This window comes from Micromonospora sp. CA-244673 (assembly GCF_050948395.1).
In the GTDB taxonomy this organism is placed as follows: domain Bacteria; phylum Actinomycetota; class Actinomycetes; order Mycobacteriales; family Micromonosporaceae; genus Micromonospora.
Genome location: NZ_CP192019.1, coordinates 2,793,063 through 2,813,426, shown reverse-complemented (window position 1 = coordinate 2,813,426; position 20,364 = coordinate 2,793,063). Strand labels below are relative to the sequence as shown.

General features: G+C 72.1%; 18 protein-coding genes. 7 read left to right on the top strand and 11 right to left on the bottom strand.

Annotated elements, in window-relative coordinates:
• Positions 1–42: 42 nt before the first annotated feature.
• A complete protein-coding gene (gene pafA / locus ACQP12_RS13135) occupies positions 43–1,401 on the bottom strand; it encodes a Pup--protein ligase (protein ID WP_262286115.1) in 1,359 nt (452 codons plus the stop codon).
• A 118-nt stretch (positions 1,402–1,519) separates the two neighbouring features.
• Between pafA and rfbB the strand changes: the two genes are divergently transcribed.
• The gene (rfbB, locus tag ACQP12_RS13130) at positions 1,520–2,497 is read left to right on the top strand and encodes a dTDP-glucose 4,6-dehydratase (RefSeq protein WP_433287798.1); all 978 of its coding nucleotides are present in this window, start codon (positions 1,520–1,522) and stop codon (positions 2,495–2,497) included.
• A 64-nt stretch (positions 2,498–2,561) separates the two neighbouring features.
• On the opposite strand, the gene prcA is transcribed toward rfbB, so the two are convergent.
• The 7 genes from prcA to arc form a co-directional block, all read right to left on the bottom strand.
• Positions 2,562–3,398 (bottom strand): proteasome subunit alpha, encoded by an 837-nt coding sequence (gene prcA, locus ACQP12_RS13125; protein WP_357945042.1) that lies wholly within the window; start codon positions 3,396–3,398, stop codon positions 2,562–2,564.
• Positions 3,399–3,462: 64 nt separating this feature from the next.
• Entirely contained in the window at positions 3,463–4,302 is an 840-nt protein-coding gene (prcB, locus tag ACQP12_RS13120; RefSeq protein ID WP_433287796.1) for a proteasome subunit beta, read from the bottom strand.
• Between the two features lie 140 nt (positions 4,303–4,442).
• The gene (locus ACQP12_RS13115) at positions 4,443–5,591 is read right to left on the bottom strand and encodes an RNA-guided endonuclease InsQ/TnpB family protein (RefSeq protein WP_433287794.1); all 1,149 of its coding nucleotides are present in this window, start codon (positions 5,589–5,591) and stop codon (positions 4,443–4,445) included.
• Between the two features lie 184 nt (positions 5,592–5,775).
• A complete protein-coding gene (locus tag ACQP12_RS13110) occupies positions 5,776–5,982 on the bottom strand; it encodes a ubiquitin-like protein Pup (RefSeq protein WP_046562769.1) in 207 nt (68 codons plus the stop codon).
• Between the two features lie 105 nt (positions 5,983–6,087).
• On the bottom strand, positions 6,088–7,605 hold the full coding sequence (dop, locus tag ACQP12_RS13105; protein WP_357945036.1) for a depupylase/deamidase Dop: 1,518 nt from the start codon (positions 7,603–7,605) through the stop codon (positions 6,088–6,090).
• Between the two features lie 162 nt (positions 7,606–7,767).
• The gene (locus ACQP12_RS13100) at positions 7,768–8,532 is read right to left on the bottom strand and encodes a hypothetical protein (RefSeq protein WP_433287791.1); all 765 of its coding nucleotides are present in this window, start codon (positions 8,530–8,532) and stop codon (positions 7,768–7,770) included.
• A gap of 93 nt (positions 8,533–8,625) precedes the next feature.
• Positions 8,626–10,407 carry a proteasome ATPase gene (arc, locus tag ACQP12_RS13095; RefSeq protein ID WP_357945031.1) on the bottom strand — a complete coding sequence of 594 codons (1,782 nt, stop codon included), beginning with the start codon at positions 10,405–10,407 and terminating at the stop codon, positions 8,626–8,628.
• A 177-nt stretch (positions 10,408–10,584) separates the two neighbouring features.
• On the opposite strand from arc, the gene ACQP12_RS13090 reads away from it, so the two are divergent.
• Positions 10,585–10,878: a ferredoxin gene (locus ACQP12_RS13090; protein ID WP_262286122.1), complete on the top strand. Its 294-nt coding sequence runs from the start codon at positions 10,585–10,587 to the stop codon at positions 10,876–10,878.
• 53 nt (positions 10,879–10,931) lie between these two features.
• Here the strand turns inward: ACQP12_RS13090 and ACQP12_RS13085 are convergent, their stop codons facing one another.
• From ACQP12_RS13085 to ACQP12_RS13075, 3 genes are all read right to left on the bottom strand, one after another.
• Positions 10,932–11,504: a hypothetical protein gene (locus ACQP12_RS13085; RefSeq protein ID WP_357945028.1), complete on the bottom strand. Its 573-nt coding sequence runs from the start codon at positions 11,502–11,504 to the stop codon at positions 10,932–10,934.
• Positions 11,505–11,671: 167 nt separating this feature from the next.
• The gene (locus ACQP12_RS13080; RefSeq protein ID WP_433287788.1) at positions 11,672–12,628 is read right to left on the bottom strand and encodes a tRNA (adenine-N1)-methyltransferase; all 957 of its coding nucleotides are present in this window, start codon (positions 12,626–12,628) and stop codon (positions 11,672–11,674) included.
• Complete coding sequence (locus tag ACQP12_RS13075) at positions 12,625–13,683, bottom strand: M50 family metallopeptidase (protein ID WP_433289259.1); 1,059 nt, start codon at positions 13,681–13,683, stop codon at positions 12,625–12,627. The genes ACQP12_RS13080 and ACQP12_RS13075 overlap by 4 nt, the downstream gene beginning before the upstream one ends.
• Before the next feature lie 212 nt (positions 13,684–13,895).
• Here ACQP12_RS13075 and ACQP12_RS13070 point away from each other — a divergent pair, with 212 nt between their 5' ends.
• The 5 genes from ACQP12_RS13070 to ACQP12_RS13050 all read left to right on the top strand — a co-directional run bounded on the left by ACQP12_RS13070 (position 13,896) and on the right by ACQP12_RS13050 (position 20,364).
• Complete coding sequence (locus ACQP12_RS13070; protein ID WP_433287786.1) at positions 13,896–14,807, top strand: RecB family exonuclease; 912 nt, start codon at positions 13,896–13,898, stop codon at positions 14,805–14,807.
• 76 nt (positions 14,808–14,883) lie between these two features.
• Positions 14,884–16,077 (top strand): sensor histidine kinase, encoded by a 1,194-nt coding sequence (locus tag ACQP12_RS13065; RefSeq protein WP_433287784.1) that lies wholly within the window; start codon positions 14,884–14,886, stop codon positions 16,075–16,077.
• Between the two features lie 28 nt (positions 16,078–16,105).
• Positions 16,106–16,789, top strand: coding sequence for a response regulator (locus ACQP12_RS13060; protein ID WP_433287782.1), 684 nt, complete (start codon positions 16,106–16,108; stop codon positions 16,787–16,789).
• A 258-nt stretch (positions 16,790–17,047) separates the two neighbouring features.
• Positions 17,048–17,815 (top strand): ABC transporter ATP-binding protein, encoded by a 768-nt coding sequence (locus tag ACQP12_RS13055; protein ID WP_151462883.1) that lies wholly within the window; start codon positions 17,048–17,050, stop codon positions 17,813–17,815.
• A complete protein-coding gene (locus tag ACQP12_RS13050) occupies positions 17,815–20,364 on the top strand; it encodes an ABC transporter permease (protein ID WP_433287780.1) in 2,550 nt (849 codons plus the stop codon). Before ACQP12_RS13055 ends, ACQP12_RS13050 begins: the two co-directional genes overlap by 1 nt.

Sequence of the window (20,364 nt, the reverse complement as noted above, 5' to 3'; positions counted from 1 at the left end):
GCGCGGCGGCCGGCGCCCCGGCACCGGCCGCCCACCCTCGGGTCACATGCTCGCGATGAGCCGCTCCACCCGCTCGTCGTAGGCCCGGAACGGGTCCTTGCACAGCACCGTGCGCTGCGCCTGGTCGTTCAGCTTCAGGTGCACCCAGTCCACGGTGAAGTCCCGCCGCTTCTCCTGGGCGTGCCGGATGAACTCGCCGCGCAGCCGCGCCCGGGTGGTCTGCGGCGGGGTCTCCTTCGCCTCGAAGATCTCCGGGTCGGTGGCCACCCGGTCCACCTCGCCGCGCCGCTCCAGCAGCCCGTAGAGGCCCCGGCCGCGGCGCAGGTCGTGGTAGGCCAGGTCCATCTGCGCCACCCGCGGGTGCGACAGCGGCAGGTCGTGCTTGCGCTGGTAGCGCTCGATCAGCCGCAGCTTCGTCACCCAGTCGATCTCCCGGGACACCGGGTCCAGGTCACCGGTCTCCACCGCCCGCAGCACCCGCGCCCACAGGTCCACCACCCGCTTCGCGGTCTGGTCGCCGCCGCGGCGCTCCACGAACTCGGTCGCCTTCGCCAGGTATTCCTGCTGGATGTCCAGCGCCGAGACCTCCTTGCCGGAGGCCAGCCGCACCTTGCGCCGGCCGGTGATGTCGTGGGACACCTCCCGGATCGCCCGGATCGGGTTCTCCAGCGTGAGGTCCCGCATCACCACGCCGGCCTCGATCATCCGCAGCACGATGTCGGCGGTGCCGACCTTCAGCAGCGTGGTGACCTCGTTCATGTTCGAGTCGCCGACGATGACGTGCAGCCGCCGGTAGCGCTCGGCGTCGGCGTGCGGCTCGTCCCGGGTGTTGATGATGGGCCGGCTGCGGGTGGTTGCCGAGGAGACGCCCTCCCAGATGTGCTCGGCCCGCTGCGACAGGCAGTAGACCGCGCCGCGCGGCGTCTGGAGCACCTTGCCCGCGCCGCAGATCAACTGCCGGGTGACCAGGAACGGGATCAGCACGTCGGCCAGCCGGCCGAACTCGCCGTGCCGGGACACCAGGTAGTTCTCGTGGCAGCCGTACGAGTTGCCGGCCGAGTCGGTGTTGTTCTTGAACAGGTAGATCTCACCCGCGATGCCCTCGTCGTGCAGCCGCTTCTCCGCGTCGACGAGCAGCCCCTCCAGGATCCGCTCCCCCGCCCGGTCGTGGGCCACCAGGTCGGTGACCGAGTCGCACTCCGGCGTCGCGTACTCCGGGTGCGAGCCCACGTCCAGGTAGAGGCGGGCTCCGTTGCGCAGGAAGACGTTGCTCGACCGGCCCCACGACACCACCCGCCGGAACAGGTACCGCGCGACCTCGTCGGGGGACAGTCGGCGTTGCCCGCGATAGGTGCAGGTGACGCCGTACTCGGTTTCGAGGCCGAAGATTCGCCGCTCCATGATGTGACATTAGCCGCCCGGGGCCCCAGATGGGCAGCGCTCAACCCAGCGGTCTCCTCCGCGCCGGGCCGGGCATTCCCCGCGTACGCACATCCCACCGCCGGGTACGGTCCCAGCCGTGAGACTCCTCGTCACCGGCGGCGCCGGCTTCATCGGCTCGGCGTACGTCCGGCGGCTGCTCACGGGCGCCGAGCCGGACCTCACGGCCGACGCCGTCACCGTGCTCGACGCCTACACCTACGCCGCCACCGAGGGCGCCCTCGACGCCGTCCGCGACGACCCGAGGCTGCGGGTCGTCCGCGGCGACATCCGCGACCCCGCCCTGGTCGACGCCACCGTCGCCGGCCACGACGCCGTCGTGCACTTCGCCGCCGAGTCGCACGTGGACCGCTCCATCGCCGCCGCCGCCGACTTCGTGACCACCAACGTGGTCGGCACCCAGACCCTGCTCGACGCGGCCCTGCGCCACGGGGTGCGCCGCTTCGTCCAGGTCTCCACCGACGAGGTGTACGGCTCCATCGCCACCGGCGCGTGGACCGAACAGGCCCCGCTGGACCCCAGCTCCCCGTACTCGGCCAGCAAGGCCGCCGGCGACCTGCTCGCGCTGGCCTACCACCGCACCCACGGCCTCGACGTCGTGGTCACCCGCGGCGCCAACACCTACGGGCCCTACCAGTACCCCGAGAAGATCGTCCCGCTGTTCGTCACCAACCTGCTCGACGGGCACGACGTGCCCCTCTACGGCGACGGCGGCAACGTCCGGGACTGGCTGCACGTCGACGACCACTGCCACGGCGTCGCGCTCGCGCAGGCGCGCGGCCGGGCCGGCGGCGTCTACCACCTGGGCGGCGGCGCCGAACTCACCAACCGGGAGCTCACCGGCCGGCTGCTCGCCGCCTGCGGCGCCGGCTGGGAGCGGGTCCGGCCGGTCGCCGACCGCAAGGGCCACGACCGCCGGTACGCCCTGGACTGCGCCACCACCCGGCGCGAGCTGGGCTGGACGCCCACCGTCGACCTCGACCGCGGGCTCGCCGCGACCGTCGACTGGTACCGGGACAACCGGGCCTGGTGGACGCCGCTCAAGCCGCACCGCTGACGGGCCCCTCACGCGCCGGCCGCCGGGCGCCGCGCTCGTGGCGGCCCCGGCGCCCGGGCACGGGTCACTCGCCGGGCTGCTCCTCCTGCGGCTGACCCTCCAGGTCCGCCGAGCCCGCCGACGTGGTCGGCTTCTTCGCCTCCTCGGTCGGCACCGTCGGGGTCTTCGCCCGGCCGGGCGCCGGCGCGGCGTCCGCGCCCGCGTCACCGTCCAGCAGCGCGGTCAACGCCGCCCCGGTGATCCGCCGGAACGTCCGCCCCACCCGGCGCCGGTCCAGGACCGCCACCTCCAGCTGGTTCGCCGCGATCGTGCGGGCCGCACCGCCCTCGCCGCCGACGCTGCTCAGCGCCTTCACCGCCGCCCGGACCGCCTCCGACAGCGACATCTCCGGGCGGTGCTCGTCCTTCAGCACCCCGGTGATCGCCTCGGCCTGGCCACCCATCGCCATGCGGCCCGGCTCGTCGTTGACCGACCCGTCGTACGTCAGCCGGTAGAGCGAGTCGTCGTCCGACGTGGCGCCCACCTCGGCGACGCAGATCTCCACCTCGAACGGCTTCGACTGCTCCGTGAAGATCGCGCCCAGCGTCTGCGCGAACGCGTTCGCCAGGCCCAGCCCGGTGACGTCCCGCCGGTCGTAGCTCAGGCCGTTCAAATCGGCCATCCGCACCCCGGCCCGGCGCAGGTTCTCGAACTCGTTGTACCGGCCCACCGCGGCGAAGCCGATCCGGTCGTAGATCTCACTGACCTTGTGCAGGGTGCTGGACAGGTTCTCCGCGACGAAGAGCACCCCGCCCTCATAGCTCAGGACCACCGCGCTGCGGCCCCGGGCGATGCCCTTGCGGGCCAGCTCGGAACGGTCGCGCATGATCTGCTCGGGCGAGGCGTAGAACTGCATGGCCACGGCGGCGGTTCTCCTTCGGGCGCTGTGCTGCGGGACTGCTGACTCAGGTCGGTGGGGAGCGGGGTCAGCCGCCCGGGTTCTCCATCCGGGCGGACACCACGCCCTCCGCGATCGCCGCCGTCTCGGCGTCGGTGAGCCGGTGCGTGCCCTCGGCGGTCGCGGTCATCACCACCGGGTAGATCCGGCGGGTCAGGTCCGGGCCACCGGTCGCGGTGTCGTCGTCGGCGGCGTCGTAGAGCGCCTCCACGGCCAGCCGCGTCGCGTCGTCGATCGACAGGCCCGCCCGGAACCGCTTCTTCAGCGCGGACTTGGCGAACAGCGAGCCGGAGCCGATCGCGTCGTAGCCGGTCTCCTCGTAGGGGCCGCCGGTCACGTCGAAGCTGAAGATCCGCCCGGCGCGCTGCGGGTCGGCCGCGGCCAGGTCGAAGCCGGCGAAGAGCGGGATCACGGCGAGGCCCTGCATGGCCGCGCCCAGGTTGCCCCGGATCATCGAGGCCAGCCGGTTGGCCTTGCCGTCGAGCGAGAGCATCGCGCCCTCGATCTTCTCGTAGTGCTCCAGCTCCACCTGGAACAGTCGCATCAGCTCGATGCCGATGCCCGCGGTGCCCGCGATGCCGACCAGCGAGTAAGCGTCGGCCGGGTGGACCTTCTCGATGTCCCGCTGGGCGATCAGGTTGCCCATCGTGGCGCGCCGGTCGCCGGCCATCACCACGCCACCGCTGGCCGAGATGGCCACGATGGTCGTCGCGTGCGGCGCCATGTCGGCGGCCATGCCGGGCGGCAGCGGCCGACGGCCGGGCAGCATCTCGGGGGCCACCTTGCTCAGGAACGCTGTGAAGGAAGACGTCCCCGCGTTGGTGAACGCATCTGGTAGACGCCCGGATGGATCGAAGCCCGCTGCCACGTGGTTCCTCTCAGGTAATTGATCGCCCTGGCCAGCCTCGGAGCATTGTCGCAGAACTGGCCAAGACCACCGTTGCAGGTCAGCTTCTCAACCCTGAAGGGTCGAGCTTGCGGCTGTGGATTTCGTGCTGGCTGCACGGGTCACGCCGCGTTCGGCAGGCTGGCGGCTGCCCAGTCCGCGACACCGCGAGCAGCGATGTTGCGGGCTGCGTTCACGTCGGCGTGCTCAGCGAAACCGCACGACGTGCACCGGAAGGTGGATTGGTTGGGGCGGTTGGCCTTCGCGATATGCCCGCAGGAGGAGCAGGCCTGCGAGGTGTACGCCGGATCAACGTGGACGACCCCAATCCCGGCCCGCGCCGCCTTGTAGGCGATCAAACGGTCGAGCTGGTTGAACGCCCACGAGTGCAGTGTGACCCGCTGGGGCCGTCGGAGCCGTACCCGGTCGCGGATGCCCGTAAGGTCTTCCAGGGCGATCCCGCAGCCGGTGCGTTCGGCCTCGGTCACGATCTGCTTGGCGATGCAGTGGTTGGTGTCGGCCGCGAACCGTGCCTCCTTCCGTCGGCGAGCCTTCAACAACCGCTTGGCCGACTTGGTACCTGTACGCTGAAGCTTGGTTCGCAGCCGCTGGTTGCGGTGCCTGACCCGGCTCAACTTCTTACCGCAGTGCCGAGTTCCGTCGTTGACGGTGGCGATGTTCGCGATACCCAGGTCCACGCCCAGAAACCCGTCAGGCTCCTTGACTTCGACATCAGCAATGTCGCAGGTGGCGTACAGAAACCACTTGCCGTCACGGTGCACAAGGTCCGACTCGCCCCGTCGGTGGGCCACGAGGGTCATGTATTGCTGCGGGGAGCACTCGAACCGCACTCGCATCAACCGGCCATTTACTGACCAGATCGACACGGTGCGCTCGGCAAGCTGCCACGACAGGCAGCGGTCGTCGAACGGCTGCGCAGCGTCCCGCCGAAACTGGATCGGCTTCGACTCGGCTCTGACGCGACGCTTCGACCCGGGCTTGCCAAGGTTGCCGGCCCGGATGTTGGCCCTCAAGGTGGCGTATGCGCCAGCGACCTTACGAGAAACCTGGATCGCGGGCTGAGCCGACAGACCGAGCGCCTTCAACCGGCCATAAGTGAGTCGCTGGAGCTCCCGCTTCGCGAAAATCCGCCGCTGGAACGCCTCAACCGAGGCGAGGTTCGCGCCGTCGTTACACAACTCCAGCGTCGAGGAAAGCGCCGCCTCCTGGACGGCGTCCGGGTACAGCCGAACCTGGACGACGATCTTCACGTCGACACCTTACCTCGCTGCCCGTCGGCCAACTATGGTCACAGCCGCGCGTCGCCGGGTCGTGCGGCGCAGCGTCCCTCGACGTAATCCAGGACTAGATCGAGACCAGAAACGTCAAGGCTCGTTCGTCGCCGCGGCGCTACAGGCGGGCATAATCAACTCATTACCAAGCCGGATATTCGGCCTATTCGCCCCCTTTCTGTACGTACCCCCTCACGAACTCTTCTGCGTTCTCCTCCAGGACGGAGTCGATCTCGTCGAGCAGGTCGTCGACGTCCTCGGTGATCTCGGCGTGCCGCTCGGCAACCTCGGGGTTGGCCTGCGCGGTGACCTCCTCGACCTCCTCGTGCGACTTGCCGGACTGGGTCTGGCCGCCTTCTTGGGTCGCCATGGTGTGCCTCCTCCACGATCGCCTGCGATCAACTTACCTCGCGCGGACGACGAAAAGCCCGTCGCGCGCCGGGTCCGGCACTCGACGGGCCTTCCGGCATCCGGCTCAGCCGCCGGTGAGCATCTCCAGCAGGTCCTTGGCGCTCTCACAGCGGTCGAACAGCGCCCCGACGTGGGTGCGGGTGCCCCGCTCCGGCTCCATCATCGGCACCCGGACGAGCGACTCCCGGCCGACGTCGAAGATGACCGAGTCCCAGCTCGCGGCGACCACCTCGGAGGCGTACTGGGCGAGGCAGCGGCCACGGAAGTAGGCCCGGGTGTCCTCCGGCGGCTCGGTCATCGCCGAGCGGGTCTGCTCGTCGGTGAGCAGGGTCTTCATCGAGCCCCGCTGCACCAGCCGGTGGTAGAGGCCCTTCTCCGGCCGCACGTCCGAGTACTGGAGGTCGACCAGCTGGAGCTTGTGCGAGCCCCAGCCGAGCTTCTCCCGCTCCCGGTAGCCCTCCAGCAGCCGCAGCTTGGCCACCCAGTCCAGCTCGTCGGCGCATTCGAAGGCGTCCCGGCCGAGCCGGTCCAGCACGCTCTCCCAGCGGTCGAGGACATCGATGGTCTGCGCGTCCGCGTCCGCGCCGTAGCGGTCGTCCACGAAGGACCGCACCCGCTCCAGGTACGCCCACTGCACGTCCAGCGCGGTCAGCTTGCGGCCGTCGCGCAGCCGCATGCGGTGCTTGAGCGACGGGTCGTGGCTGACCGCGCGCAGCTCGCTGACCGGGTCGGCGATGCCCAGGTCGGGGCCGAGCGCCTTCTCCTCGATCATGGTGAGGATCAGCGCCGTGGTGCCGACCTTCAGGTAGGTGGAGATCTCCGAGAGGTTGGCGTCACCGATGATGACGTGCAGCCGGCGGTACTTGTCGGCGTCGGCGTGCGGCTCGTCCCGGGTATTGATGATGGGCCGCTTGAGCGTGGTCTCCAGCCCCACCTCGACCTCAAAGAAGTCGGCGCGCTGGGAGATCTGGAAGCCGCTCTGGCCCCCGTCCTGGCCGATGCCGACCCGGCCGGCGCCGCAGACGATCTGCCGGGTGACGAAGAACGGCGTCAGGTACGCCACGATGTCGGCGAACGGGGTCTGCCGCCGCATCAGGTAGTTCTCGTGGGAGCCGTAGCTGGCGCCCTTGTTGTCGGTGTTGTTCTTGTAGAGGTGGATCGGGTGGGTGCCCGGGATGGTGGCGGCCCGCTTGGACGCCTCGGCCATCACCCGCTCGCCGGCCTTGTCCCAGCGCACCACGTCGAGGGGGTTGGTCACCTCGGGCGTGGAGTATTCCGGGTGCGCGTGGTCGACGTAGAGGCGGGCGCCGTTGGTGAGTATCACGTTGGCCAGCCCGAGATCCTCGTCGGCGAGCGCCTCGGCCGGGTCGTAGGCCGCCCCGGAGTAGGTGAAGCCGCGGGCATCGCGCAGTGGCGACTCCTCCTCGTAGTCCCAGCGGGCCCGGCCGCCCCGGTTGAGTTCCGGCCGCGCCCCGTAGGCGTTGACCACCTGGGAGGAGGTGACCATCGGGTTGGCTCCGGCCTGGCCGGGCACGGAGATGCCGTACTCGACCTCGGTGCCCATGATCCGTCTAACGCTCATCGACCTGCCCGCTCCGCTCGCCCGTCCCGGTCCCCCCGTCACGTCGAGAGTAGTCGCCGCTTCGACGGTAGGTGGCGCGCCGGGCCCCGGCGAACGTCGTTGCCTCGTGAGCCGGCTGGCCGGGGCTGGCGCCGCCGCCCCGGCCACGTCCGCCGGAACGGGTCAGAAGTACCGGTACACCTCGGCCGCCGCGTCCTCGGTCTCCGACGCCGGCGGGACGCTGATGGCGAGCGGCTCACCGAAGCTGTGCAGCTTCAGCTCGTTCCCGAGCGCCCCGGCCGCGGTGTCGAACGTGTACGTGAGCATCGTGAGCCGCCCCTCGGCGTCGAGGGTGACCTCGAACGGCACGGACTTCTGCCTGATCACCTTGAAGGCGTTGCGGAGGGTGGCGCGCTGACTTTCGCTCGTCGCCGCGGCGACGGCCTTCTCCGAATCGGCGACGCCCGTGTAGCGGCCGTCGCCGGTCCGCTCGGCGGAGACGACCCCGCCGAGGATGCCGGCCTGTGCCCGGATCTCAAGTCCCTGGGCCAGTTGTCCTTCCGGCCGGAGGCGGTCCCGGTCGAGCTTCACCCAGGGTTTGCCGTCCGACTCGTCCTGCTGGACGTAGACGGCGTCCTGGGTGACGGCCATGGTGATCGGCTCGGGAGTCTTCATGTGCAGCGTCATCCGGCCGGTGGCCGGCTCGACGGCCGACCGCATCGTGACGGTCTGGCCGGCCGCGCTGATGGTGACGTCCAGCGTGACCGTCCGCTCCAGGCTCCGGTCGAAGGCCTGCCGGATCGCGGCAACCGGGTCGGCCACGACGGTGGTGGCGGTGGAGGCGGGTGCCGAGGCGGCCGGCGCGGGGTGGGCGTCGCCGGCGGTGCCGCAGGCGGTCAGCAGGGCGGTGAGGCCGACGGCCAGGGCCGGGACGAGTGATCTTCGCACGCGAGGGACCTTAGCGGGTGCACCCCGCCTTCGTGGCCCACGAAAACGACGGCCGGGGCGGCACCCGTGTGGCGCCGCCCCGGCCGGTCGATCTCAGAGGTACTGGCCGGTGTTGCTGGCGGTCTCGATGGACCGGCCGGCCTCGGCGCCCTTGCCGCCGGAGACGAGCGTGCGGATGTAGACGATCCGCTCGCCCTTCTTGCCGGAGATGCGCGCCCAGTCGTCGGGGTTGGTGGTGTTGGGCAGGTCCTCGTTCTCGCGGAACTCGTCGACGCAGGCGTCGAGGAGGTGCTGGAGCCGGAGACCCTTGCGCCCGGAGGTGAGGAACTCCTTGATGGCCATCTTCTTGCCCCGGTCGACGATGTTCTGGATCATCGCGCCGGAGTTGAAGTCCTTGAAGTAGAGGACTTCCTTGTCGCCGTTGGCGTAGGTGACCTCGAGGAAGCGGTTCTCCTCGGTCTCCGAGTACATCCGCAGTACGACCGCGTCGATCATCGCCGCCACGGTGGCCTGCGGGTCGCCGCCGTGTTCGGCCAGGTCGTCGGGGTGCAGCGGCAGGCCGGAGAGGATGTACTTGGAGAAGATGTCCTTGGCCGCCTCGGCGTCCGGCCGCTCGATCTTGATCTTCACGTCGAGCCGGCCGGGGCGCAGGATCGCCGGGTCGATCATGTCTTCCCGGTTGGAGGCGCCGATGACGATGACGTTCTCCAGGCCCTCCACGCCGTCGATCTCGCTGAGCAGCTGCGGAACGATGGTGTTCTCCACGTCCGAGGAGACACCGGAGCCGCGGGTGCGGAAGACGGAGTCCATCTCGTCGAAGAACACGATCACCGGCGTGCCCTCACCGGCCTTCTCCCGCGCCCGCTGGAAGATCAGCCGGATGTGCCGCTCGGTCTCGCCGACGTACTTGTTGAGCAGCTCGGGGCCCTTGATGTTGAGGAAGAAGCTGGTGTGCCTCTCCTTGCCCTCCCGCTCGGCGATCTTCTTGGCCAGTGAGTTGGCCACCGCCTTGGCGATCAGCGTCTTGCCGCAGCCGGGCGGCCCGTAGAGCAGGATGCCCTTCGGCGGCCGGAGCTGGTGCTCGCGGAACAGGTCGGCGTGCAGGAAGGGCAGCTCGACCGCGTCGCGGATCTGCTCGATCTGCGAGTGGAGGCCACCGATGTCGGTGTAGCCGACGTCGGGCACCTCCTCCAGGACGAGCTCCTCGACCTCGCTCTTCGGGATCCGCTCGTACGCGTACGCCGAGCGGGGCTCGATCATGAGCGAGTCACCGGCCCGGATCGGCGAACCGATCAGGGTCTCGGCGAGGTGCACGATCCGCTCCTCGTCGGAGTGCGAGACCACCAGCGCCCGGTCGCCCGGCGCGCCGTCGGGACCCGCGAGGATCTCCTTGAGCATCACGACCTCGCCGACCCGCTCGTAGCCGAACGCGTCGACGATGTTGAGCGCGTCGTTGAGCAGGACCTCCTGGCCCCGGCGCAGCTCGTCGACCTCGAGCGAGGGCGAGACGGCCACCCGGAGCTTGCGCCCGCCGGTGAAGACGTCCACCGTGCCGTCGTCGTGCTTGGCCAGGAAGACGCCGTAGCCGCTCGGCGGCTGGGCGAGGCGGTCGATCTCCTCCTTGAGCGTCACGATCTGCGCGCGAGCCTCCTTGAGGGTGCTCACGAGCCGCTCGTTGTTCTCGGTCAGCCGCGCCAACTGCGCCTGGGTGGCCGCCAGCCGCTCCTCGAGCTGCCGGACGTGTCGGGGGCTTTCGGTCAACTTGCGCCGCACCAGGGCGAGTTCCTCTTGAAGGAACGCAACCTGCGTGGAGAGATCGTGGGCCTCCTTCTCCCACCGTGCGGCGCGCGAGTCCGCGTCGTCGCTGCGTGCCACGTCCCACCTCCCCGGGGGGCTTGAACGTTCTGACCTAACACTAGCCGCTATGAGCCCGATTCGGTCCTCCGCAACGCGCTCGTCACCGAAGCTTGATCGCCAAGGGCTGGTCGTCGGGCGGGTACGGGCGTTCGGGTACCGTCGGAGCGTGGGACGGGAGAACATGGGGGGTGCTTCGTGACCGACGTCGCGACGGACCAGCTGCAGGTCTGGGTCGATCAGGACCTGTGCACGGGTGACGGGCTGTGCGTGCAGTACGCGCCGGAGGTGTTCGAGTTCGACGTCGACGGCCTGGCGTACGTCAAGGGGCCGGACGGCGAGCTGCGCCAGGCCCCGGGCGCCCGGGTGGACGTGCCCGAGCACCTGCGCCTCGAGGTGATCGACTCGGCGAAGGAGTGCCCGGGCGAGTGCATCCACGTGGTGCGCGCCGGCGACGGCACGGAGGTGGCCGGCCCGGAGGCCGACGACTGAGCTGACGGATCACACCGCGGGCCGGGGACGACGTCCCCGGCCCGCGGTGTCTCTCAGAGCATCGGGCGGCCGACGACCGAGGCGACCAGCCGGGCGAACTCCTCCAGCCGGGCGATCTGCCCGGCGCCGCCGTCGTCGAGGGTCTTGCCGAAGCGCAGCGCGTCGTGCCGGGGCGCGCCGGTCACCTCGTCGCTGGGCGGCGCCTCGTCCAGCGAGCTGAGCAGCAGGTAGACGTCGATGCTGTCGACCCGGACCTCGCCGGTGTCGGCGCGGGTGAGCCGCCGGCGGCAGCCGACCTCGGTGACCGTGGAGACCGGCACCACCCGAAGCGAAGAGGTCATCGAGCCGGGCGGCCCCTCCCCCGGCGGGACGTCCTCCCCGTGCCAGAGCACCAGCCGGCTGCCGTCGCAGACGACGACCTCCTGCCACACCCCGTTGACCTCGTTGACGAAGCGTTCCAGGGTGAAGCCGAGCACGGAGGCGCCGCGCAGCACCCCGCCGAGGGCGTCCAGGGCGATGTCGGGGTCGCGCAGGTAGGCCCGGGCGGCCGACTCCAGGTCGGTGTAGGGCGACCAGTCGGGGAAGACGGCGGGCAGGTCGCCGTTGCCGTAGCCCGGGTTGCTCATGCCACCGCCTCCCGGCCCGTACGCCGCCGCCGGTCCGGACCGCCGGGGCGGGCGCGGCGCCCGCCGCGTGCCCCGATCCGCTCGCTCATGCCACCGTCTCCACCCGCTCGGTGTCGTCCCCGCCGGCACCCATGATCCGCCCGCTCAAACCCGTCCGCGCCGCGGGGTCACGCCCGGTCCGGCTCCTCGCCCTCGGCGGCCGCCCGCCGGGCCGCCTCGGCGGCGCGCAGCGCGTCGCGGCGCTGGGCGTACGCCTCGGCGCCCTTGCTGGGCTTGCGCCGCCGCGGCGGGGCGGTGACCCCGGGGGCGAGCTTGCGCGCGGAGACCAGGAAGGCGGTGTGCGCGATCATGCGGTGGTCGGGCCGGACCGCCAGCCCCTCGGCGTGCCAGTCCCGGACCAGGGACTCCCAGGCGCGCGGCTCGGTCCAGCCGCCCCGCTCGCGCAGCGCCTCGACCAGCTCGGACAGCTGCGGGGTGGTGGCCACGTAGCCGATCAGCACGCCGCCGGGAACGAGGGCCCGCTCGACCATGTCGAGCATCTCCCACGGGGTGAGCATGTCCAGGATGATCCGGTCGAACCCGGTCTCGGTGCAGTCGGCGACGTCGCCGACGTGCAGCCGCCACGCGGGGTGCGGGCCGTTGAAGAACGCCTCGACGTTGCGCCGGGCGATCTGGGCGAAGTCGTCGCGCACCTCGAACGAGTGCAGCTCCCCGTCGGTGCCGACGGCCCGCAGCAGCGAGCAGGAGAGCGCGCCGGAGCCGGCGCCGGCCTCCAGGACCTTCGCGCCGGGGAAGATGTCGCCCATGGCGACGATCTGCGCCGAGTCCTTCGGGTAGATCACCTGGGCGCCGCGGGGCATGGAGAGCACGTAGTCGGACAGGAGCGGCCGCAGGGCCAGGAACGCGGTGCCGCCGCCGGCGGTGGTGACCACGCTGCCGTCGGGGAGGCCGATCAGCGTGTCGTGGCTGAGGATCCCCCGGTGGGTGTGGAACTCCTTGCCGGGCTCCAGCGTCACGGTGTGCATCCGGCCCTTCGGGTCGGTCAGCTGGACCCGGTCGCCGGGGCGGAACGGCCCCCGGTGGACGGGGGGCAGCGCCGGGACGGTGGAGGTATCTGCGGTCACGTGTTCGTCTTCCGTTTGGGTTCGAGGAGCTGGGCGAGATCCGCGATGTGCAGGACGCCGACCACATCTTCGCCTGCCGTCACGACGTACTGTGCGCCCGGGTGGGTGCGCACGGTCTCCAGCACCCGCTCGCCGTCGGCCTCGACCGGCAGCGCGGGCACGCGGCCCAGGTCACGGGCCACCGCGTCCACCGCGAGCCACGGGCGCCGTTCCGCGGGTACGGCGGCGACGCGGGCCGGGTCGACCAGCGCGACCGGGCGGCCGGCGGAGTCGACCACGGCGAGCGCGGCGTCGGGCGTGGCCCCCTCGGCGCGGCGGCGCTGCGCCTCGGCGAGCGGGGTGCCGGTGGGCACCGGCAGCAGCGGGCGGGCCAGCCGGGCCAGGTCGACCAGCGGCAGGCGGCGGCCGATCCGGGCCATCCGGATGGACTGGCCGGCGCCCCGCCAGAGGGTGAAGGCGACCAGCAGCATCAGTGGCAGGGCGAGCGGGGCGAGCGCCCGGCGCAGGGTGAGCAGCACGACCAGGGCCACGGTGGCGACCGCGACGGCCCGGCCGATCCAGCCGGCCACCTCGGTGCCCCGGTGCCGGTCCCGGGTGATCGCCCAGACCGCGGCGCGCAGCGCCCGGCCGCCGTCCAGGGGCAGCCCGGGCAGGCTGTTGAAGACGGCGACCACGACGTTGCTGACCGCGAGCTGGAAGGCGAGCTGGTGGGCGAGGGTCCCGGCGGGCAGGGCCAGGGTGGCGGCGACGGCGCCGGCGCCGAGCACCGCCGAGACGGCCGGCCCGGCGAGGGAGACCAGCAGGTCGACCTTGGGGCTGGGCGCGTCCCGGTCCATCTCGGTGTAGCCGCCGAGCAGCTCCAGGGTGATCCCCCGCACACCGATGCCGTAGTGCCGGGCGGTCAGCGCGTGCCCCAGCTCGTGCAGCAGCACCGAGCCGAGCAGGGAGACCACGAAGCCGAGGCCGACCAGGTAGCCGCCGAGGTGGCCGAGGTCGAGCTGGCGGCGGGCCAGCGCCGCGTAGAGCACCGTGACGACCACGGTGAGCAGCAGCATCGAGGCGTCGGCGCGCAGCGGCACCCCGAAGACCCGGCCGAGGGTCAGACCGGGCCGGCGTGACGGTCTGGTCCGCTGCTCCACCGGCCCGATGCTACGTGAGCCGGTTCTGCGAGCCCCGCAGTCGCGAACGGAGGACGGCACGGCGGGGCCGATCATGCACCGGTGCGGCGACGGCCGCCCTGTCACACCGGTGCCCTAACCTTCCGGGCATGACGGCGGAACCGGTGATCGACACCCAGCACGGCCCGAGAGCAGAGGCCCCGGCCACCGTCCGGGCGTCGCTGTCGCCGTCGCGGGCGGCCGACTTCAAGACCTGCCCCCTGCTCTACCGCTTCCGCAGCATCGACCGGCTGCCCGAGCGGCCCACCGTGGAGCAGGTCCGGGGCACGCTGGTGCACGCCGTGCTGGAGCGGCTGTTCGACCTGCCGGCGGGGGCCCGCACCCCGGAGTCGGCCGGCGACCTGGTGGCCCCGCAGTGGGACCGGCTGGTCACCGAGCAGCCGGAGCTGGCGACGCTGTTCGCCGAGGGCGACACGGCCGCGGTGGAGGGGTTCCTCCGCTCGGCGGCGGCGCTGCTGGAGGGCTACTTCGCGGTGGAGGACCCGCGCCGGCTGGAGCCGGCCGAGCGGGAGGCGTTGATCTCCGCGGTGGTCGACGACGAGCTGCTCATCCGGGGCTACCTCGACCGGCTCGACGTGGCGCCCGACGGCGCGCTGCGGGTGGTCGACTACAAGACCGGCGGCGCCCCGCGCGAGGCGTTCGAGGCGCGGGCGCTGTTCCAGCTGAAGTTCTACGCCCTGGTGCTCTGGCGGACCCGGGGGGTGGTGCCGCGGGTGCTGCGGCTGCTCTACCTCAAGGACGCCGAGGTGTGCGACTACTCCCCCGACGCCGAGGAGCTGCTGCGCTTCGAGCGCACGGTGGTGGCGCTGTGGCAGGCGATCGAGCAGGCGACCGCCCGGCAGGATTTCCGTCCCCGGCCGAGCCGGCTCTGCGACTGGTGCAGCCACCAGGCGCTGTGCCCGAGCTTCGGCGGCACGCCGCCGCCGTTCCCGGTGGCCGGGGCGGCCGACCCGCTGACCGACGCCCGCTCCCGGCCGGCCGCCCCCGGCGCGGACGAATGACCCTCCTCCTCGGGGAGGAGACCGGATTCGGCATCGGCGACGAGGGCCGGCGCCGGGCGGCGGCTAGCGTCGGAGCATGACGAACCGGCTGCGCGCGTGGGCGCGGGAGCGGCCGCTGGCCGTGGACGCCGCCACGGCCCTCGCGCTGGCGCTGGTGGACGCGGCGTTCCTGCTGCTGACCCCGCGGGAGCTACGGCCGGAGCAGCTCTGGGCGGCGCTGGGCTGGAGCGTGCTGTGCGCCGCCCCGGTGGCGATCCGCCGCCTCGCGCCGTGGCCGGCGGTCGGCGCGGCGGTGGCCACCCTCGCCGTGCCGGTGCTGTTCCACCTCGCGCCCACCACCCAGGGGCTGGCGTTCATCGTTCTCACCTACACCATGGCGGCGCACCGGCCGCTGCGCTCGGCCGCCCTGGCGGCGCTGCTGCTCTGGGTGCCGGTGGTCCTGGCGAACGTGGTCGCGCCGCTGGACGGGGTGCTCGACATGGGCCCCGGCGTGCTGGTGCTCGACAACCTGCTCACCGCGTCGGTGGCGTTCGCGGTGGGCCGGGCGGTGCAGGCCCGCCGGCAGTCCACCCGGATGCTGCGGGAGCGGGCCCGGATCGCCGAGACCACCCAGCGGTCGTTGACCGAGCAGGCCGTCGCCGACGAGCGGCGCCGGATCGCCCGGGAGCTGCACGACGTGGTGGCCCACCACGTCAGCGTGATGGGTGTGCTGGCCACCGGGGCGCGCCGGGTGCTGCGCCGGGACCCGGACGCGGCGGACGAGGCGATGGCCACGGTCGAGGAGACCGGCCGGGCCACCCTGCGGGAGCTGCGCCGGCTGCTCGACGTGCTGCGCACCGACGCCGAGCCGGCCGCCGAGCTGACGCCGCAGCCGGGGCTGACCGGCATCGAGGCCCTGGTCGAGCAGGTCCGCGAGGCCGGGTTGCCGGTGACGCTGCGGGTCGACGGCACGCCCGGGCCGATGGAGGACGGGGTGGCGTTGACCGTCTACCGGATCGTGCAGGAGGCGCTGACCAACGCCCTCAAGCACGCCGGGCGGGCCACCGCGCTGGTCCGGCTGACCGTCACCCCCGGCTTCCTGGCGGTGGAGGTCACCGACACCGGGCGCGGCCCGACGCCGGTGGCCGACCGGATCGGGCACGGTCTGGTCGGGATGCGGGAGCGGGTCGCCCTCTACGGTGGGGTCCTGCGCACCGGCCCGCGGCCGGGCGGCGGCTTCCGGGTGTACGCGCGGATTCCGCTGGAGCCGGCCGGGGCGGTCCCGGCGTGACAGGCACCCAGCCGAACGAGGGAGACCGATGACCGACAGCACCGCGGGCCGACCGGTGCGGATCCTGCTCGCCGACGACCAGCCGCTGCTGCGTACCGGCTTCCGGATGGTGCTGGGCACCGAGGACGACCTGGACATCGTGGCCGAGGCCGGCGACGGGGTGGAGGCGGTGGAGCTGTCCCGGCGGTTGCTGCCGGACGTGGTGCTCATGGACATCCGGATGCCGCGGATGGACGGGGTGGCGGCCACCCGGGCGATCGTGGACGCCCGCCTGCCCGTGCGGGTGCTCATTCTCACCACCTTCGACCTGGACGAGTACGTGGTCGGCGCGCTGCGCGCCGGGGCCAGCGGCTTCCTGGCCAAGGACGTGCCGGCCGAGGACCTGGTGACCGCGATCCGGACGGTGGCGGCCGGGGAGGCGGTGGTGGCCCCGCGGATCCTGCGCCGGCTGCTGGACCGCTTCGCCGACGTGCTGCCCGATCCGGCGGCCACCCCGCCGAAGGCGTTGAACGCGCTGACCGAGCGGGAGCGCGAGGTGCTCGTGCAGGTGGCGCGCGGGTTGTCCAACGCCGAGATCGCCCGGGAGCTGTCGGTGAGCGAGACCACCGTGAAGACCCACGTCGGTCACTTGCTGACCAAGCTGGGGCTGCGCGACCGGGTGCAGGCGGTGGTGCTGGCGTACGAGACCGGGCTGGTCCGGCCCGGCGGGTGAGGTGGCACCGGTCACCTACCGTGACCATCGGCGGCGCGGCGGGGTTGACCATGACGCGACGTGAGGTCCTAGCGTCGGCGGCGCCGTCCAGTCAGGGATCACCCTGAGTGGGCCTCGGGGGTGACCCCAACGGAAATTCCGGCGAGGGTTCCGCCCGGGGGTGGACGGATCCGCGCCTGGCGGCGCCGAGGATGGGACTTGCCGCATCGGCCAGCGGGGGCGATGCGGATCAGCATGCTGACGGAAGAGGTAGATGACGTGACCGCGACGGTAGGGCAGCAGGCGCAGGCCGCGGCCCGGGCCAGCGACGTGTGGAAGGTGTACGGCAGCGGCGAGGCGCAGGTCATCGCGCTGCGGGGGGTGAGCGCCGAGTTCGAGCGGGGCCGGTTCACCGCGATCATGGGCCCGTCCGGCTCGGGCAAGTCGACGCTGATGCACTGCCTGGCGGGCCTGGACTCGGTGACCCGGGGCACCGTCATGATCGGTGACACCACGGTGACCGGGCTGGGCGACGCCGGCCTGACGAAGCTGCGCCGCGACAAGGTGGGCTTCATCTTCCAGCAGTTCAACCTGCTGCCCACGCTCACCGCTCAGGAGAACATCCTGCTGCCGCTGTCGATCGCCGGCCGCAAGCCCGACCCGGCCTGGTACGACACGGTGATCGACACGGTCGGCCTGCGGGAGCGGCTCGGGCACCGCCCGGCGCAGCTGTCCGGCGGCCAGCAGCAGCGGGTGGCGTGTGCCCGGGCCCTGGTCGCCCGCCCCGAGGTGATCTTCGCCGACGAGCCGACCGGCAACCTGGACTCCCGCTCCGGCGCCGAGGTGCTCAACTTCCTGCGCAACTCGGTCCGCGAGCACGGCCAGACCATCGTCATGGTCACCCACGACCCGACCGCCGCCGCGTACGCCGACCGGGTGGTCTTCCTCGCCGACGGCGAGATCGTCTCCGAGCTGATCGAGCCGACCGCCGACACGGTGCTGGACACCATGAAGAAACTCGACGCGCCGGCCGAGGTGGGCAACTGATGTTCCGGGCCACTCTCAAGAGCCTGCTGGCGCGCAAGCTGCGCCTGCTGTTGTCCGGCCTGGCGGTGGTGCTCGGCGTCATGTTCGTCTCCGGCGCGTTCGTGCTCACCGACACCCTCGGCCGTTCCTTCGACGCGGTCTTCTCCGACGCGTTCTCCGACGTCGACGTCAACGTGGCCGCGAAGCCGAAGGTCGCCCTGTCCGAGGTCGAGGGCGAGCAGGTGGCCGCCCCGGTGCCCGCGTCGGTCGTCGAGCGGGTCAGGGCGGTGCCGGGCGTGGCCGACGTGCGCGGCGTGGTCAACGCCGACGGGGCCCGGCTGATCGGCAGCAACGGCAAGGTGGTCACCTCGTTCGGCCCGCCGCAGCTCGGCGAGAACTGGCTCGGCGAGAGCGACCTGGTGAAGCTGCGGGAGGGGCGCGCGCCGCAGGCCGACGACGAGATCGTGGTCAACGTCGCGCTCGCCGACGCGGCCAAGGTCAAGGTCGGCGACCGCGTCGGCGTACTGACCCTGGCGCCGAAGAAGGAGTTCACGCTGGTCGGCGTCTTCGGCTACAGCGGTGGCCGGGACTCGGTCGGCGGGGTCAACGAGGTGGCGTTCACCACCCCGGTCGCCCAGCAGCTGATGCTCGGCAAGCCGGACGTGTTCTCCAACGTGACCGCGCAGGCCGCCGGCGGCACGACGCCCGAGGCGCTGCGCGACGACGTGGCCCGTTCGCTGGGCGGAGACTACGAGGTGCGGACCGGCAAGCAGCTCGCGGACGACGCGGCCGCCAGCCTGAAGGAGGGCCTGTCCTTCTTCAACAAGATCCTCCTCGGCTTCGCCGCGGTGGCGCTGCTGGTCGGCACGTTCCTGATCCTCAACACCTTCTCGATCATCGTGGCCCAGCGCACCCGCGAGCTGGCGCTCATGCGGGCCATCGGCGCGAGCGGCCGGCAGGTCATCGGTTCGGTGGTGCTGGAGGCCGTCGCGGTCGGTCTCATCGCCTCGGTGCTCGGGCTCGCCGCCGGCATCGGGGTCGGCGCGCTGCTGGCGTACCTGTTCGGCAAGCTCGCCGGCGGGCTCACCCTGGCGGGTCTGGGCGTGCCGCCCGCGGCGGTCATCGGCGCCTTCGCGGTGGGCACGCTGATCACGGTGGTGGCGGCCCTGCTGCCCGCCCTGCGGGCCTCGCGCATCCCGCCGATCGCCGCCATGCAGGACGTCGCCACGCCGGACCGGCCGCTGACCAAGGTGACCGTCGGCGGGTCCGTGGTCACCGCGATCGGCGCCGGCCTGCTCTTCCTCGGGCTCGGCGGCCACGCCGGCGACAACACCCTGGCCACCATCCTCGGCGGCGTGCTGTTCGCGTTCATCGGCGTGGCGCTGCTGACCCCGCTGATCAGCCGGCCGGTCGTCGCCCTGCTGGGCGCGATCTTCGCCTGGTCGGTGCCGGGCAAGCTGGGTCGGCTGAACTCCGGGCGCAACCCTCGCCGTACGGCGATCACGGCCGCCGCGCTGATGGTCGGCATCGCGCTGGTGACCGGGGTGACGGTGATCCTCGACTCGGCCAAGGGCAGCATCAGCGCCCTGGCGGAGGACACCATCAAGGCGGAGCTGGTGATCTCCGGCGCCCAGTCCGGCCCCCGGCCGGCGAGCTTCGACCCGGCGGTGCTGGAGAAGGCCGCCGCCATTCCCGGGGTGCGGCTGGTCGACGGCGAGTACGGCGACATGGCCACGCTGAACGGTGAGCGGACCTGGGTGGCCGTGTCCAGCGACGTGACCGCCCTGGAGCGGATCTTCGGGGCGAAGGCGAACGCCGGTGACATCAGCCGGCTGAACCCGGACCAGATGCTGCTCAGCTCGGACACCGCGAAGTCCCGCAACCTGTCGGTCGGCTCGACGGTGAACGTGCAGCTGTCCCGGGGCGACGCGCGCACCTACACGGTCAGCGGCATCTACGAGAGCTCGCAGCTGACCAACCCGGTGGTGCTGCCGCCGCAGGCGGCCGCCGACTTCGCCATCCCGCAGCCCATCCAGGGCTTCGTGCAGCTCGCCCCGGGCACCTCGGTGGCCGCGGTGCAGCCGCAGATCGAGCGGCTGCTCGCGGACAGCCCCGAGGTCGCGGTGGCGGACCGGGCCGCGTTCATCAAGCAGCAGACCAGCCAGCTGGACACCCCGCTGCGGATGATCCAGATCCTGCTGGCGCTGGCCATCGTGATCGCGGTGCTGGGCATCATCAACACCCTCGCCCTGTCGGTGCTGGAGCGCACCCGGGAGCTGGGGCTGCTGCGGGCCATCGGCCTGCGCCGGGCGCAGACTATGCGGATGATCACCGTCGAGGCCGTGGTGATCTCGATCTTCGGCGCGCTGCTCGGCGTCGTGGTCGGCACCGGTCTGGGCGCGGCCGTGGTGCGGGCGCTCAAGGACGAGGGCATCACCGACCTGGTCCTGCCCTGGGGCCAGATGGTGACCTTCCTGGTCCTGGCGGCGATCATCGGCGTGGTGGCCGCCGTGCTGCCCGCGATCCGCGCCGCGCGGATCAACGTGCTGGGCGCCATCGCCCACGACTGA